This is a genomic window from Vibrio orientalis CIP 102891 = ATCC 33934 (assembly GCF_000176235.1).
Taxonomy (GTDB): domain Bacteria; phylum Pseudomonadota; class Gammaproteobacteria; order Enterobacterales; family Vibrionaceae; genus Vibrio; species Vibrio orientalis.
Window position 1 is genome coordinate 1,444,094 of the sequence record NZ_ACZV01000005.1, and the last position, 14,590, is coordinate 1,458,683.

The following is a 14,590-nucleotide window of genomic DNA, read 5'->3' on the forward strand; positions in this document are numbered from 1 at the left end:
TTTCTATTGGTTGTTAGTCATTACATATAGGAAGCGCAGTCGTATACTTAAGCGGTTCCATCGCAAAGGTCGAGGTGACATTAGAAATGCCTGCCACTGAGTTCACTAGCTTCTTATAGAAGTGATCAAAGCATTGCATATCTTTTACTAGCACTTTCATCATGTAATCGTATTCCCCTGCCATACGATAGAACTCCATCACCTCAGGAAACTCAGAAGCAGTAGAGACGAATTGGTTATACCACTCATGTGAATGATCACTGGTTTTGACCAGCACAAAGGCAGTGAAAGATAAATCGAGCTTTTCAGGGTTCAATAAGGCTACGCGCTTTTGAATGATCCCAGCCTCTTCCATCTTCTTGAGCCTTTTCCAGCATGGCGTAGTGGTTAAGTTGACCGCTTCTGACAAGTCATTCAAAGAAAGCGTGCCATCGTTTTGCAGTAGATCGAGTATTTTTCGGTCGATTTTATCCAGTTCAATTTCCATAACATCAACTTTGTAGAAAACTTTTCTCCAAATAAAGCAAATCAAAGCATAAATAGCAAAGTTTTTCTCCCGAAAACTCGTTAGATTAATAACATAACGATTCTAAGGAGAAACCCTATGTGTACTGACCATAACTGGATTAATAACGCTGTTCGTAAAATCGAAGCAGATTACCAACGTAGCGCCGATACCCACTTAATCAAACTTGAACTGCCAAGCATTGATGGCATCGACGTCTATCTTAAAGATGAAAGTACGCACCCAACGGGTTCTCTTAAACACCGTCTTGCTCGTTCACTGTTCTTATACGCGATCTGTAATGGTTGGGTTGGCCCTGAGACAACGATTATTGAATCATCTTCTGGCAGTACTGCGGTATCTGAAGCTTATTTTGCGCGCCTACTTGGCTTGCCATTTATCGCAGTTATGCCTAAGTGCACTGCACGTAAAAAAATCGAACAAATTGAGTTTTACGGTGGCACAGCACACTTAGTTGATCGCTCAGACCAAATCTATGCAGAATCTCATCGTTTAGCAGAAGAGCTAAATGGCCACTACATGGATCAATTTACTTACGCGGAACGTGCAACAGACTGGCGTGGTAACAACAATATTGCCAATTCAATTTTTAACCAAATGGAAATGGAAGATCACCCAGTGCCAGCATGGGTTGTTATGAGCCCAGGTACAGGCGGTACATCAGCTACTATCGGTCGCTTCATCCGTTACCAGCAACACGACACTAAACTGTGTGTGGTTGATCCTGAAAATTCTGTATTCCATGACTACTTTAAAACAGGTAATAAGAACCTGACTGGCGATTGCGGAAGCAAAATCGAAGGTATCGGCCGCCCGCGTGTAGAGCCAAGTTTTATTCCTGGTGTTGTAGATGAGATGCGTACTATCCCCGACGCAGCATCAGTGGCGACTGCACATTGGTTAGAAAAAATGCTTGGTCGTAAAGTCGGCGCTTCAACAGGTACTAACCTATACGGTGTGTTGCAGCTAGCAAGTGAAATGAAACAACGTGGTGAGAAAGGCTCTATCGTGACACTACTTTGTGACAGTGGCGAGCGCTACCTTGATACTTACTACAACCCAGAGTGGGTAAAAGAGAATATTGGTGACCTACAGCCATATGCAGCAAAATTAGAAGCTTTTGAACAAACAGGCCAGATTGAACAATAGAATTTAAAAATGCTTGAGTGAGGGTTTCTTCATAAACGCTTGCTCAAGCGAATTACAACAACGTCAGCCTTTGGCATAAAATAAAACCGCGACTCTCGATCGCGGTTTTCTTATTTCTAAACAAGGATTAACCCTTATTCTGTCTCGCCTCGAAGGCTGCTAACTGCTCTGGCGTTGCTTTAGGTTGATGATTCTGTTTCCACTCATCGTAAGTCATGCCATATACACGCTCACGTGCATCATCGATATCCAGATCTAAACCTTGGTTCTCTGCTTCTGCTTTGTACCACTTGCTAAAACAGTTACGGCAGAAGCCAGCCAGAATCATCAGATCTATATTCTGCACATCTTTGTTTTCATCGAGGTGAGCTAATAGACGACGAAATGTCGCTGCATCTAGCTTATCTTGTTCTTCTTGAGATAGGTTTTTGTATTTAAATTCAGCCACTTTACTTACCTTTATGATTGTAGTTTTACTATATCTATCCTACCAAGCGGACTCGCCTTAGCTCAAATACAAAAACGCCCAAGCGTTAACTTGGGCGTTCGAATTATTGACTGGCGAGGCTAATTTAGCCTTGAATACCAACAATCAACCATGGTGCGTTAGGCGTAGTTAAATCACGCTCTAAGTGCCAGATGTCAGTGATGTCTTCTTCAATGCCTTCTACAGCATCGCGGTAACGGCCACTGAATTGTAGGCTAAGCTGCGCTTTAGTTGCGTCGTGATCTGCACGAACAATTTCCGCATCAACATACATCACGTCAGTATGCTGCTCACCGTTTAGTTTCGCGCGTTCCGCTTTCAAATCTTCGTATAGGCTTGGCGACACATACTCTTCAATCGTGTGTAACTGATTGTGGTTCCAAGCACCTTGAAGGATGCGGTAGTGTTCACGTGAGCCATTGATGAATGCCGATTGGTCAAAACCCGGTGGATAGTTGTGTGGTACGTCCGTTTGAGCACCAAAACCGAAGCCACCACCTTGTGGTGCGTTCTGTGGTTGCTCAAAGTTATGTACATTTGGCTGTTCAAACTTAGGCGCTGAACCACCAAAAGCAGGCTGTTGACGCTGCTGATTCATACTACCCTGCTTCGCCCCAAGCATGGATCGCATTAGCTTGAAGATAACAAAGGCAATCAAGCCCATGATAAGAATATCCATAAACTGGATACCTTCAAATGCTCCACCAAAGAACGCAGCTAGTAGACCACCAGCAAGTAAACCACCAAGTAAACCACCCATTAGGCCTTTCTTGCTAGAACTCTGCGTTTTTGTCGTTTGATCTTTACCAATCGTATTGGTGTTCTGTTGCTGTTGTTTCGGCGCCGGTGCTGTCTTAAAGCTTTTGCCAAAAGATTTACCACCACCAAACTTTTTCGCCTCAGCGATTGGAGTAATCGCGACTGAGACCATCAGTAGGGCAACAAGAGAAAAAAGTCGTTTCATGTTCTTCCTTTTGTGTCTATCAAGGTTATGAATTTATACTTATCTAATCATATTAACCTTAGCTAGCTTATATTCAAACTAAAACGTCTTGATTACATGTATCAGAATATTGCAAATAATAGCACTGTCAGTTGACGCAATAGGCATCTGATAATTAAAATATTGAACAATGTTCATTTTAGATAACTTACCATGGCCCGAAGAAACGATCATACTCGCGAAGAGCTTGTTGCTTTAACACTTAATACCGTCAAAGAATTTTTAGCGACTAACTCGCACCACGATCTTAGCTTACGAAAGATAGCGAATATGATTGGCTATGTACCGAGTACATTGGTTAACGTTTTTGGTAACTATAACTTACTGCTGCTGCATGCCGTGGCCCAAACTCTCGATGAACTGACCCAAGAAGCTAATCAAGTGGTAACCAACAGCAAGAACGCTGAAACGGCACTTTATGAGCTGGCCTATTGTTACCACGATTTTGCCCAGCGCCACCCTAACCGCTGGCAACTGATCTTCGAACATAATATGAATGGTGAACCACTTCCTGAATGGCAGTCTGCTCGTATTGATTCAATGACTGGCATGCTAGAGCACCTGTTAAAAGCTCTGGCACCTAATCGTAGTGAAGCAGAAGTGTTACAAGCAAGTCGTGTATTATGGTCTGGTGTACATGGTATTACACTGCTCAGTGTCGACGACAAGTTTTTTGCTGCCGAACCTATTGATGGTAAAGAGCTCATTGAGAACTTACTGTCTAACTACCTAACCAATTGGTAAATCCTAAAGGAATAAGGATCACAAATGCCTAATAGTCAGGCTTCGCTTCTTGGGCAAAGGCGCTTCTTGCCCTACTTTATCACTCAATTTTTTGGGGCGTTCAACGACAATATCTTTAAGAACGTTCTGTTGTTATTTGTCGCATTTGCTGGTGCAGGTACATTACCCGTATCAAGTAATCTATTCATCAACCTAGCAGCGGGCTTATTCATTCTGCCCTTTTTTCTTTTTTCTGCTTCTGCTGGCGTTCTTGCTGATAAATACGAAAAAGCTTGGTTTATACGCAAGGTTAAACTCGCTGAAATTGGCATCATGTGCTTAGGCGCGATCGGATTTATTACCGAGAGCTACATCATTCTGCTTATCCTGCTCTTCCTTATGGGAACACAGTCCGCCTTTTTTGGCCCGGTGAAATACGCCTTACTGCCCCAGCAACTTAAATCGGATGAATTAGTACCTGGTAACGCACTTGTTGAAACAGGAACTTTTCTGGCAATACTACTCGGCACATTAGGCGCAGGCATTATTGCTTCGGCAGAGAGTGCTAAATATGTTGCCGCAATTTGTGTGGTGGTATTCGCGGTGCTTGGCTACACTTCTAGCCGCTCAATCCCTGAAGCACCGGCAAGTGCACCTGATCTCAAATTCCGTTGGCAACCTATAAAACAAACGAAACAGACCATAGCTATAGCCAAAGCAGATAGAACTATTTTTCAAGCGTTGATGGCGATTAGTTGGTTTTGGTTCCTTGGCGCGGCTTATTTGACGCAGTTTCCTAACTTTACCAAGCTTCACCTTAACGGCAGTGAAAGTGCGGTTTCATTCTTACTGGCGCTCTTTTCAATTGGTATTGCGATTGGCTCACTCGCCTGTGACAAACTTTCAAACCACCGAATTGAAGTCGGCATTGTTCCACTCGGTAGTCTTGGCATTACAGTATTTGGCGCACTGATGGCGACCTCTATCCCTGCGACGCTTCCCGACTTTGCTAGCTTTAGTGATTTTGTTGCGTATCAGTCACTTTGGCCTGTGTTTGCCTACCTGCTACTGCTCGGCGTTTCAGGCGGGATTTTTATTGTTCCGCTTTATGCGCTGATGCAGCAACGTGCCAAAGAAACTGAACGTGCCCAAGTGATCGCGGGACTAAACATTTTCAACTCCCTATTTATGGTCGGTAGCGCTGTTTTAGGGATTATCTGTCTAACGATTCTAGAGTTAACCATTCCTCAGCTTTTCTTGTTACTGTCAGTGATGAATCTTTTGATCGCGATTTACCTCTGCCTTCAGGTACCCATTTTTGTGGTGCGATTCCTGTTGTGGATACTCACTCATACCATGTATCGCGTCACTCATAAGAACCTGCATAACCTGCCGCAAAAAAGTGGTGCATTGCTAGTTTGCAACCATGTCAGCTATATGGATGCGCTCTTACTCAGCGCGGTATGCCCAAGGTTAATACGTTTCGTCATGGAGGAAGATTACGCCAATTTGCCGCCTTTAAGACGCTTTTTAAACCGTGCAGGGGTGATCCCAATCTCTGCGACCAACCGACGCTCTATCGTCCGCGCTTTCAATGACGTTGAACAAGCGCTGGCCGAGGGACACATCGTGTGTATTTTCCCTGAAGGTAAGCTCACCTCCGATGGCGAGATGAACGAGTTCTTACGCGGTATGGATTTGATCCTAAAACGTAGCCCTGTTCCAGTTATACCTGTGGCCCTAAAAGGGTTATGGGGTAGCTATTTCAGCCGCTATAAAGGATCAGCTTGTAAAGGTTTACCGTCTCGTTTCTGGTCAAAAATCGAAATAGAAGTCGGGACGCCCGTCGATTCTAGCCTTGCTTCAACCGCTAGCATGCATCAAAAGGTATCTGAGCTGCGCGGTGACTGGCAATAATTTAGAACTCAAATCGCCAAGTTAAGACATACGTTTAGTTTTTCTAAACGTATGTTCAATACATTCAGCTCTATTTATCAAGGCAATTACGCTACACTGTCATGTAATTGCCTACTATTGTCTTTATAATGAAAAACATAACTAAATACCTCCCTTTCGGTCTTGCTCTCATTGTTTGTATTACGCCTTATGTGTCTTCACCAACCGCTCTTGTTATTGGATTTTTACTCACATCGTTAGGCCTAGTACCCGCAGATTTAAACCTGTCTAAGTTCACTAAAAAGCTTCTCGCTTATTCCATCGTTGGACTCGGATTCGGTATTCATTTTGATCAAGCGTTAGCGGTAACGTCTGATGGCATAGGCCTTATTATCGCCACTATTTTTGGTACGCTACTGATAGGTTGGTGGGTTGCTAAATGGATGAGGCTAAACAAAGAGACAGGATATTTAATTTCGTCAGGAACCGCCATCTGCGGCGGAAGCGCGATTGCGGCTGTATCACCTGCGATAAAAGCTGACGACGAGCAAATCGGGTTGGCATTGGCAACGGTATTCGTTCTCAACTCGATTGCATTGTTTATATTCCCCGTTATAGGCCATGCGTTAAATCTGGATCAGCATACGTTCGGTACTTGGGCAGCAATCGCGATTCACGATACTTCATCAGTTGTTGGTGCAGCCTCCGCCTATGGTGAAGAGGCCCTAACCACAGCAACAACACTAAAACTCGCGAGAGCACTGTGGATTATTCCGGTTGCCCTATTTAGTGCGTTCCTATTCCGTAGCGATTCGAAGAAAATCACTATCCCATACTTCATCTTGTTTTATTGCGCAGCGATTGCATTCAGTGACTTACTGCCGCAATTTGAAGTCGTTTATCAGGGTATCTTTGATATTGCTAAGCGTGCGCTGGTGGTATGTTTGTTCTTGATTGGCTGCGGAATTTCAGTAGAGAAGCTGAAGTCTTCCGGCCCTAAACCGTTAATATTCGGTGTGACGCTATGGGCTTTGATTTCGACCACTTCTTTAGCGTGGCTCACTCTCGCTTAAAACTCATCAGCATTTGGGATTAGCTTTTTGCGCTTTTGCGTATTGGCACTTAGAACCAATACGGATACGAGCAAAAACGCAGAAAGCTCAGCCAGAGCTCTAACTAAACCGTCGCTTTGCACGGCGACGACTATCTGCAAAATGACTGCGATAACTAGCACTGCTTTTATCATTCTTATTCCAATTTCCATATTAAGCTTAGAGCTATTATGAGTTAGAGTTATAAGATTGATAAATTCATATTTGTACTATGAAATTGCCAAATTAACTAAGTTGCTAAGCAAAGTAGTGAATCACTGAGAGTCACTTAGTGTCAGACCTGCTTAATTAGCCACTCTTTCACTGACTTTCTTGACACCTTAATTCCGCTTCGTAACAAGCTCTCAGGCATTGAGTAATAGGCAATTGGCCATTTAAACTTAACTAACGCTTGTTTTAGATAAGCCTCAATTTCGCTTTTTTCCAATACAGTGGTAAATGAGCAGATCGCAACAGGACGATGACCAAACTCAACATCGGCGATAGGTACAACGATAGCTTGAGCAATATCAGGCACCTGCATCAGGGCGGCTTCAATTTCTTCGCAATGAACATTTTCACCACCAGAAATGAACTGGTTATCCGCACGGCCAATGATTTTCAGCTCACCCGACACCCACTCGCCTAGATCTTTGCTGTCAAACCAACCATTTTCGACAAATGAAGTTAGTTTCCCTTGGCGGTAATAACCCGATGCGAGGGTTTCTCCACCGATATAGATCCTCTGCCCTTCCAGTCTCAATTCGCGATTGGGGAGCACTTTGCCCGCACTGTAGTGTTGATCAATACGTTTAGCCGTCACTGTCGAAGCAGCTTCGGTCATGCCATAGCCCAGCCAAGTTTCGATGCCTTGTTTAGCGGCCTGCTGACTCAGTTCTAAGGCAACATGACTGCCGCCCAGCAATACATGACTCAGTGATAAACGCATACGATCGTCAAGTAAGCGCTGTAATTGCGTGGCAACCAATGAGGCATGACTAACACCAACAATATCCGTTGCCAAATCACCGCTACCCACTTTGATGGTTGCACCGCTATAGAGCCATCGATAGACAATCGCTAAGCCAGAAACGTGGTACATAGGCAAACTAAGTAGCCAAGTATCGCCTTGCTTATATGTGAACTGCGCTAATAAACCGGACGCTGAAGCGAAATGTTGACCAGAAGTATGAGCAACCGCTTTCGGCGCGCCTGTCGAACCGGATGTAAAAACAATTGAAGCGAGGTTATCTGGTTTGTAAGCACTAACTTCTAAGGGCGCTTTATTCTCACCATATCGGATATTACTGATTGGGCTTAGCGCATTTGACTCAACATTGACCCATACCTTCGCTATCTGCTTCGCTGAATATAAGGTATCAAGTTTGTTGTCTAATTCTGTGCGAGTTTGCGGCATAGTCAGCGCGCAGGTAACGCCTAACTCTAGACAAGCTAGATAGATAACTAGCTGCTCGAGGTTGTTCTTTCCGACACAAGTAAGCACCTCTCCAGCCTCTAACCCCTGCTGATTCAAGTGATTTGCTACCTTGGCGACTAAATCATCCAGCTCAGCCCAAGTATAATTTCTATCACAAGTTTCGAGTGCACATAAAGATGGGCTCGTTAGAGCCCATTGTTTTAAAAAAGAAAGTTCGCGCTGCATTACGATTGCCATAGCAATGGCTGTTCAGATAAGCCTACAACCGGCAACTCAGAAGAAGGCCATGGGATTTCAAGCTGCTGAGCAAATAGCCCAACCGTGTCTAGCCCTGGCACTTCATCTGGCAACTGCCAATGCGCAAATCTTGCGAGCTGAGTTAGCCCCAAACTAGACTCAATGCTAGAGCTTACCACTGCTTTGATCCCAAGCGATTTCGCTCTATCGATCAACTCAATACAGCGCTCCACTGAACCAATTAGGGTCGGCTTAATGACAATGGCTTTAGCACCGTTTAAGTCCTCAAGCTTAAAGTCATCTTTACGAATCGCATGTTGCAGTGTTTCATCCCAAGCGATTGCAATCCCCGTATTGATCGCAAATGAAAAGCTATCACCAGGCACCTGACAAGGCTCTTCAATAAAAGCAATTCGGCCACGCAGTGACGGAGCAATTTTTTTCGCAAACTGCTGTGCTTTCTCTGCGCTCCACGCTCGGTTAGCATCCAAACGTAGCGTCAAGTCAGGAATCGATTCTAAAAATAGGCTGACTAGCATCCCGTCTCGGATAGGTTCGTATAAGCCAACTTTGATCTTAGCGACTTTCTCCCCTGTCATGGCATTAAGCTTTGGCAGTAATTCATCCGGGTCACCGGAACACAGAGGCGCTGCTTGATAGCAACCGTTTGCCGGAAGTTCTTTGTTAAGCTCCAGTTGAGCCATTGAAAGCCCAAATGCGACAGACGGATATAACTCATCAAGTTTTAACTCTGAACCTTGTTGCCACAATTCGAGTTGCTCAACGAGTTGCGAGTAAACCTCATCCATGGTTTCTACGCTAAAGCCAGGTAGTGGTGCGATTTCACCTCTACCAACATCACCGCCGGAGCTTAGCTCGACAACAAAACCTTCACGATGTTTTAGCCTTTGTTCACGCAGTATCACGCCACTGTCCATCGGCAATTCATAGCGATACAGTTTGGCTGATCTCATAGCAATATCCCTTTATATTTTGATTTAAATGTAGCTTGTATTGGATATTTCACCCATTTGTATGTCGATATCTAAGCTATAGCCGTAAGAGCAACGAGAGGACGCGCAGTTTATAAGCATAAATGAGCATCCTCGACGTAGCTATTGAGGCTAGAGCGACGATATCAACAACAAATTAAGGGTTGCGTGGAAATTTATTGAAGTCCGGACGACGCTTTTCATTAAATGCATTACGCCCTTCTTGTCCTTCCTCTGTCATGTAGAACATCATGGTTGCGTTGCCTGCTAGCTCTTGCAGACCCGCTTGGCCGTCACAGTCAGCGTTCAGTGCCGCTTTTAGACAACGTAGTGCCATTGGGCTGTGTTGTAAAGTTTCACGACACCAGCGTACGGTCTCTTTTTCTAGCTCTTCAACTGGAACAACTGTGTTCACTAGGCCCATATCCAATGCTTCTTGAGCATCGTAGAAACGACATAGGAACCAGATTTCACGAGCTTTCTTCTGACCTACGATACGAGCCATGTAAGATGCGCCCCAACCACCATCAAATGAGCCCACTTTTGGTCCAGTTTGACCAAACTGCGCATTCTCAGCCGCGATCGTCAGGTCACACATCATATGCAAAACATGACCACCACCGACTGCCCAACCAGCAACCGCTGCGATTACAGGTTTTGGACAAGTACGGATTTGGCGTTGAAAATCTAAAACGTTTAGGTGGTGAGTACCAGTATCGTCTTGGTAACCACCGTAGTCGCCGCGAATTTTCTGGTCACCACCAGAACAGAAAGCCTTCTCACCTAAACCAGTTAACATGATCACACCAACACCTTCGTCATAGCGAGCGTCAGCAAGAGCATTGATCATCTCTTTTACTGTTTGCGGACGAAAAGCATTGTGAACTTGAGGGCGAGCAATAGTAATTTTTGCGATGCCATCTGCTGATTTATGGTATTGAATATCTTCATATTCACCGCTGCAGTCATTCCAGTTAACTGGTGCGTATAGTTCTTCTTCTGAGATACCGACTGTTTTTGCCATGGTGATTCCTGTTTGTTTACCTAATGACCCAACCTAACGATTCAAAGTGAATTGAGTTGAGCTTTTATGATTTCTGCAAAAGCTTGAGGCTGTTCGATATGAACATTGTGCCCAGCCTGTGCAATTTGGCTAAAAGACAAACCGCTTTGTTCGGCCAACTGACTAAACTTATTGTCTTTCTCGCCACAAATATAATGGGTTGTTACACCTGAGCTTTTTAGTCGCTCAAGCAAGTAATCTTGTTTAGCTAACGAGGTCGCTTCAAGCATATCCGCTACCGAAGTACCTAGATTAGCACTGCGTTTTAATATCAGGTTTTGTCTTTGCTCATGGTTTAGTGAACTAAAGACGCGCTGCAAATACCAATCGGCCAACACCTGCTCAATTGGCTCATTTCTAAACCGTTCGGCCCAGCAGTGATCATTATCCCAACGAGCTTTTTTGTCTTGCTCTGTTTGCAAGCCAAAGTTTCCACCTTCAACAACAAGACGTTGAATATTCAGAGGTGAGAAATAGTGATTCGCCACACCGGACATGGCTACCCTTCCCCCCATCGAATAGCCAACCAATACTATAGGCTGCTCTGGCCTCACATGGGTAAGAAGAGTGTCAGATATTTGATTGCAACAATCCTCAAAATTGAAACAAGAGTGTAATGCGCTCAAACCATGCCCTGGAAGGTCGATGGTGATAGAGGGAAAATCAGCAAGTTGCTGACGAACTTGCTGCCAATCTTTGCCACAGCCCAACAAGCCATGTAGATAAACAACGATGGGTTCTGATTGGCTATCGCTGAAAGTGACGTGACTAGAGAGCATAGACTTGTTGAATAAACTCTTTCAGTTGAGAAGACGCTTGCTCCGGAGGGGTTTGAACCTCAACCAATAACGTCCCTTGCCCATGAAGTAAATGACCATTCACTGTTTCTGTATAAGCAGCTAGCGTTTCAGGTTTGCTATACGCCAGTTTGAATTGCTTGGCAGCATACTCGAAATTAAAACCATGAGGCATCTGGTAGAGCGATTGTTTCTGCTGCGGTGGGACTGGCAGTAAATCGAATATTGCGCCGCCATCGTTGTTGGTTACAACCACAACCACTGGCGTCGATTGATTCGACATTAGCGCGAGTGAATTCATATCGTAAAGCAGCGATGTATCACCAATAAACACTACGGTCGGAGATTGAGTTTCACGTATGACGCCACTGGCAGTCGCGATCAATCCATCAATCCCGGATGCACCTCGATTGGTATAAACCGAATAGTCACTGACGCCACTAAACATATCTACCAGCCGAACGAATAAGCTATTGCCCAAAAATATCTCTGTACCTTCAGGGAATTGATTCACGCTTAACGCTAAGCCAATCTCACTTAATGGCGACTGAGCGGTAAGATGTAGATTAGCTAATGACCTTACATGCGCGGCATTTTGACGAAGAGCATCACCCCATCCTGCCGCAGTATTAGCGAGTGGTAGCACGGCTTCTATAGCAAGATTAAGCCAAGGTTCAATCGCCGATATATGATGTACTTGCATCAGATGAGCTTGGTTGTTTCTCTCTTGCTTTGGGTCGAGGTAATGATACTGAGCACCGCCTGTTTCTATCTGTTCCAACATCCATCGGTTGAGGCGTTTTGAAACAATTCGAGAGCCGACTTGCAAAATAAAATCACACTGACTCAACCGCGCCGCATTATCACTATTTTGCAGCCAAATATCATAATGGGCCCAATCTGACGTCGCGCCACTCTGTGGGTCCATCAAGATTGGCCAACCGAGTTTTTCTGCCAGCTGTTTGGCTTTCTTCGCTTCACTCAGGCTTACGCTACCAACAACAATAGCACCCTTTTTATCGGTAAAATCCGATACATTGATATGGCTGTCATTTGCATAACTTCGGTGACGAATATAAGTGTCTGTACCTGAAAGCCACGCTTCTACTTGGTCAATATAAGGCTGATAAAGTGATTTGCTTTCACTGCTATACAGTGGCTCAGGAAATGGGCAATTGATATGTACAGCACTGCCCTGCACTTTTTGCTCAAACATCACTTGGTCAATCGACGTCAGGAGCCATTTCAAAGGTGTATTCAATGAAGGGCTCGGCAGTTCAAGCGCTGATGTAACATGAGAGGAAAAAATACCAGACTGATTGATGGCTTGATTGGCACCGCAACCAACCAGTTCAATTGGTCTGTCTGCCGTAAGCACAACCAGTTTTTCTCCGGTCAACTTAGCTTCAGCGATAGCAGGAAGTAGGTTGGCTACCGCGGTACCCGACGTCACAACGATCGCCACAGGCTTACCACTTGCCTTTGCTAGACCTAGCGCAAGAAAGCCAAGGCCACGCTCATCAAAGTGAGTGTGTAGATTCAGTTTAGGATTGTCATCAGCTTCAAGCGTCAGTGGCGTTGAACGCGAACCGGGCGCCACACAAAGCTCTGTGACACCGTGACGAGTCAGCTCTTCAAGTAATACTTGGCACCAAATTCGATTCAGTACCGCTTGATTGTTTGTCTGTGTTAGGTCGCTCATTAAGAAGCAACTCCAAGAGGTGGGTGATCGGAGATCAGCGACAGTAAAGTCGACATTTTCTTATCCAGCTCTTGCCATTCGTACTCGGCAACAGAACCAGGCACAATCCCGGCGCCGGCAAATAGCTGCACTTCACCATCTAGCACTAACGCACTGCGGATTGCGACGCAGAACTCAGCACGCTGATGACTAATAAAGCCCATTGAGCCCGCATACCAACCACGAGCAAACGGTTCGTGTTGTTGGATAAAGTCCATCGACTCTTGACGAGGTAAGCCTGCAACCGCCGCCGTTGGTTGAAGTGCGCCGAGCAACTGAACGCCATTAGTACCTTTGTGTAAATGCGCATGAATACTGCGCTTGAGATGCTGCACTTTACGCAGTCGCACTAGCCTCGCTTCTTGCTCTACGACGACGTCATCTGAATAAGGCGATAAACGTTCAATGATATCGTCAACTACATACTGATTTTCATTGAGGTTTTTACTATCACCGGCTAGCCAGTTTGCTAGCTCCATATCTTGGCTCGCGTTGCTGCCTCGGCCAATCGTTCCCGCTAACGCTTCGGTGTAGAGCTCTTGACCTTGGCGTAAATAAAGACGCTCTGGCGTTGAACCAATAAAGCTGTGGTCTTTATCTAATGAGAGCAAAAAGTGAAAGCTATGATGGTTGCTTAAGTAGCTCGATTTCAACAAACGAGAAGCACACAACGGTTGATCAAGTGAGACTGTCGTCTTTCGTGCTAATACCACTTTCTTGAAATCATCGTTTTCAATCCCAGCTAACACCTTCTCAACCAACTCAGACCATTGTTCTTTTTCAGGCACATGCTGAATACTTTCAATATGAGATGAAATAGGTGGTAGCGGAGCGACGTCTAATTGCAGCTTATATAAGCCAGCGAGGGTGCGATGTTTCTCTGCATTAAGGTTGACCGCTAACGACCATTTGTCATCAAAACGGATTAACTCTACTTGCGGCAGAAAAAAGAAAGAAGACATACAACGACGATTTTTTCCGGTGTGGCCATCAAAGGAACGACCACCCCAAATGCGCTGATCATCGGCTAAAATCGCGTAAGCAGGCGCAGGATCAACGAAAGTATGTAACTGACCTAACGCAACCACTTCTTCGCGAGTATCGCGAGATTGCCAATAAAACTTTGGAAATAATGGCTGGGCGTCTAACCAGTCAATAAATGGAAAGTCAGGTTTTTCCTCAAGAACTTGAACTAGACGGGTTGTACCATCTTCCGCATCCTTTACGCGTTCGATCAGTTCAGTAACGGCTTGATGAAAGTATGACAAATCAGCCTCGTATGCATCGAAATTATTATTCATTTTACCCCGCTACTCTATTTATAGACCTCACTCAAATCAAGGTTGCAAACAATGTTTTGCGAAATCCTGTGATAACGGGCGTGCTACAAAGGCTTTATTGTTGCCATCAAACCAGATTTTTATTCTAAAGAACCGTTTTTTAGGTT

Annotated in this window: 14 protein-coding genes; 4 read left to right on the plus strand and 10 right to left on the minus strand. The window is 44.8% G+C overall.

The features are described from left to right. Positions 1–13: 13 nt before the first annotated feature. Positions 14–487, minus strand: coding sequence for an Lrp/AsnC family transcriptional regulator (locus VIA_RS17220; RefSeq protein ID WP_004414524.1), 474 nt, complete (start codon positions 485–487; stop codon positions 14–16). Between the two features lie 117 nt (positions 488–604). Between VIA_RS17220 and VIA_RS17225 the strand changes: the two genes are divergently transcribed. Next, positions 605–1,675: a PLP-dependent cysteine synthase family protein gene (locus VIA_RS17225; protein ID WP_004414526.1), complete on the plus strand. Its 1,071-nt coding sequence runs from the start codon at positions 605–607 to the stop codon at positions 1,673–1,675. A gap of 127 nt (positions 1,676–1,802) precedes the next feature. Here the strand turns inward: VIA_RS17225 and VIA_RS17230 are convergent, their stop codons facing one another. Both VIA_RS17230 and VIA_RS17235 read right to left on the minus strand, forming a co-directional pair. Further along, a complete protein-coding gene (locus VIA_RS17230) occupies positions 1,803–2,123 on the minus strand; it encodes a DUF1244 domain-containing protein (protein WP_004414529.1) in 321 nt (106 codons plus the stop codon). Between the two features lie 124 nt (positions 2,124–2,247). After that, the gene (locus VIA_RS17235; RefSeq protein WP_004414533.1) at positions 2,248–3,126 is read right to left on the minus strand and encodes a Tim44 domain-containing protein; all 879 of its coding nucleotides are present in this window, start codon (positions 3,124–3,126) and stop codon (positions 2,248–2,250) included. Positions 3,127–3,318: 192 nt separating this feature from the next. Here VIA_RS17235 and VIA_RS17240 point away from each other — a divergent pair, with 192 nt between their 5' ends. The 3 genes from VIA_RS17240 (at position 3,319) to VIA_RS17250 (ending at position 6,857) form a co-directional block, all read left to right on the plus strand. Then, a complete protein-coding gene (locus tag VIA_RS17240; protein ID WP_004414536.1) occupies positions 3,319–3,909 on the plus strand; it encodes a TetR/AcrR family transcriptional regulator in 591 nt (196 codons plus the stop codon). A 24-nt stretch (positions 3,910–3,933) separates the two neighbouring features. Then, positions 3,934–5,805, plus strand: coding sequence for an MFS transporter (locus VIA_RS17245; RefSeq protein WP_004414539.1), 1,872 nt, complete (start codon positions 3,934–3,936; stop codon positions 5,803–5,805). 128 nt (positions 5,806–5,933) lie between these two features. After that, a complete protein-coding gene (locus tag VIA_RS17250; RefSeq protein WP_004414541.1) occupies positions 5,934–6,857 on the plus strand; it encodes a YeiH family protein in 924 nt (307 codons plus the stop codon). Here the strand turns inward: VIA_RS17250 and VIA_RS22445 are convergent. From VIA_RS22445 to VIA_RS17280, 7 genes are all read right to left on the minus strand, one after another. Then, positions 6,854–7,030, minus strand: a complete 177-nt coding sequence (locus VIA_RS22445; protein ID WP_004414544.1) for a hypothetical protein — start codon at positions 7,028–7,030, stop codon at positions 6,854–6,856. The two genes, VIA_RS17250 and VIA_RS22445, sit on opposite strands and share 4 nt — an antisense overlap. A 140-nt stretch (positions 7,031–7,170) precedes the next feature. Further along, positions 7,171–8,538: an o-succinylbenzoate--CoA ligase gene (menE, locus tag VIA_RS17255; protein WP_004414548.1), complete on the minus strand. Its 1,368-nt coding sequence runs from the start codon at positions 8,536–8,538 to the stop codon at positions 7,171–7,173. Continuing rightward, complete coding sequence (menC, locus tag VIA_RS17260; protein ID WP_004416652.1) at positions 8,538–9,524, minus strand: o-succinylbenzoate synthase; 987 nt, start codon at positions 9,522–9,524, stop codon at positions 8,538–8,540. Before menC ends, menE begins: the two co-directional genes overlap by 1 nt. Before the next feature lie 175 nt (positions 9,525–9,699). Then, positions 9,700–10,566, minus strand: a complete 867-nt coding sequence (gene menB / locus VIA_RS17265) for a 1,4-dihydroxy-2-naphthoyl-CoA synthase (protein WP_004414553.1) — start codon at positions 10,564–10,566, stop codon at positions 9,700–9,702. A gap of 41 nt (positions 10,567–10,607) precedes the next feature. After that, positions 10,608–11,384 carry a 2-succinyl-6-hydroxy-2,4-cyclohexadiene-1-carboxylate synthase gene (gene menH, locus VIA_RS17270; RefSeq protein WP_004414557.1) on the minus strand — a complete coding sequence of 259 codons (777 nt, stop codon included), beginning with the start codon at positions 11,382–11,384 and terminating at the stop codon, positions 10,608–10,610. After that, positions 11,374–13,104 carry a 2-succinyl-5-enolpyruvyl-6-hydroxy-3-cyclohexene-1-carboxylic-acid synthase gene (gene menD / locus VIA_RS17275; protein ID WP_004414560.1) on the minus strand — a complete coding sequence of 577 codons (1,731 nt, stop codon included), beginning with the start codon at positions 13,102–13,104 and terminating at the stop codon, positions 11,374–11,376. The genes menH and menD overlap by 11 nt, the downstream gene beginning before the upstream one ends. After that, a complete protein-coding gene (locus VIA_RS17280; RefSeq protein ID WP_174269813.1) occupies positions 13,104–14,411 on the minus strand; it encodes an isochorismate synthase in 1,308 nt (435 codons plus the stop codon). Before VIA_RS17280 ends, menD begins: the two co-directional genes overlap by 1 nt. Positions 14,412–14,590 lie beyond the last annotated feature (179 nt).

Coding starts and splice junctions, on each gene's coding strand:
- VIA_RS17220 (WP_004414524.1), bottom strand. CDS start 487: ATGGAAATTGAACTGGATAAAATCGACCGAAAAATACTCGATCTACTG.
- VIA_RS17225 (WP_004414526.1), top strand. CDS start 605: ATGTGTACTGACCATAACTGGATTAATAACGCTGTTCGTAAAATCGAA.
- VIA_RS17235 (WP_004414533.1), bottom strand. CDS start 3,126: ATGAAACGACTTTTTTCTCTTGTTGCCCTACTGATGGTCTCAGTCGCG.
- VIA_RS17240 (WP_004414536.1), top strand. CDS start 3,319: ATGGCCCGAAGAAACGATCATACTCGCGAAGAGCTTGTTGCTTTAACA.
- VIA_RS17245 (WP_004414539.1), top strand. CDS start 3,934: ATGCCTAATAGTCAGGCTTCGCTTCTTGGGCAAAGGCGCTTCTTGCCC.
- VIA_RS17250 (WP_004414541.1), top strand. CDS start 5,934: ATGAAAAACATAACTAAATACCTCCCTTTCGGTCTTGCTCTCATTGTT.
- VIA_RS22445 (WP_004414544.1), bottom strand. CDS start 7,030: ATGATAAAAGCAGTGCTAGTTATCGCAGTCATTTTGCAGATAGTCGTC.
- menE (WP_004414548.1), bottom strand. CDS start 8,538: ATGCAGCGCGAACTTTCTTTTTTAAAACAATGGGCTCTAACGAGCCCA.
- menC (WP_004416652.1), bottom strand. CDS start 9,524: ATGAGATCAGCCAAACTGTATCGCTATGAATTGCCGATGGACAGTGGC.
- menB (WP_004414553.1), bottom strand. CDS start 10,566: ATGGCAAAAACAGTCGGTATCTCAGAAGAAGAACTATACGCACCAGTT.
- menH (WP_004414557.1), bottom strand. CDS start 11,384: ATGCTCTCTAGTCACGTCACTTTCAGCGATAGCCAATCAGAACCCATC.
- menD (WP_004414560.1), bottom strand. CDS start 13,104: ATGAGCGACCTAACACAGACAAACAATCAAGCGGTACTGAATCGAATT.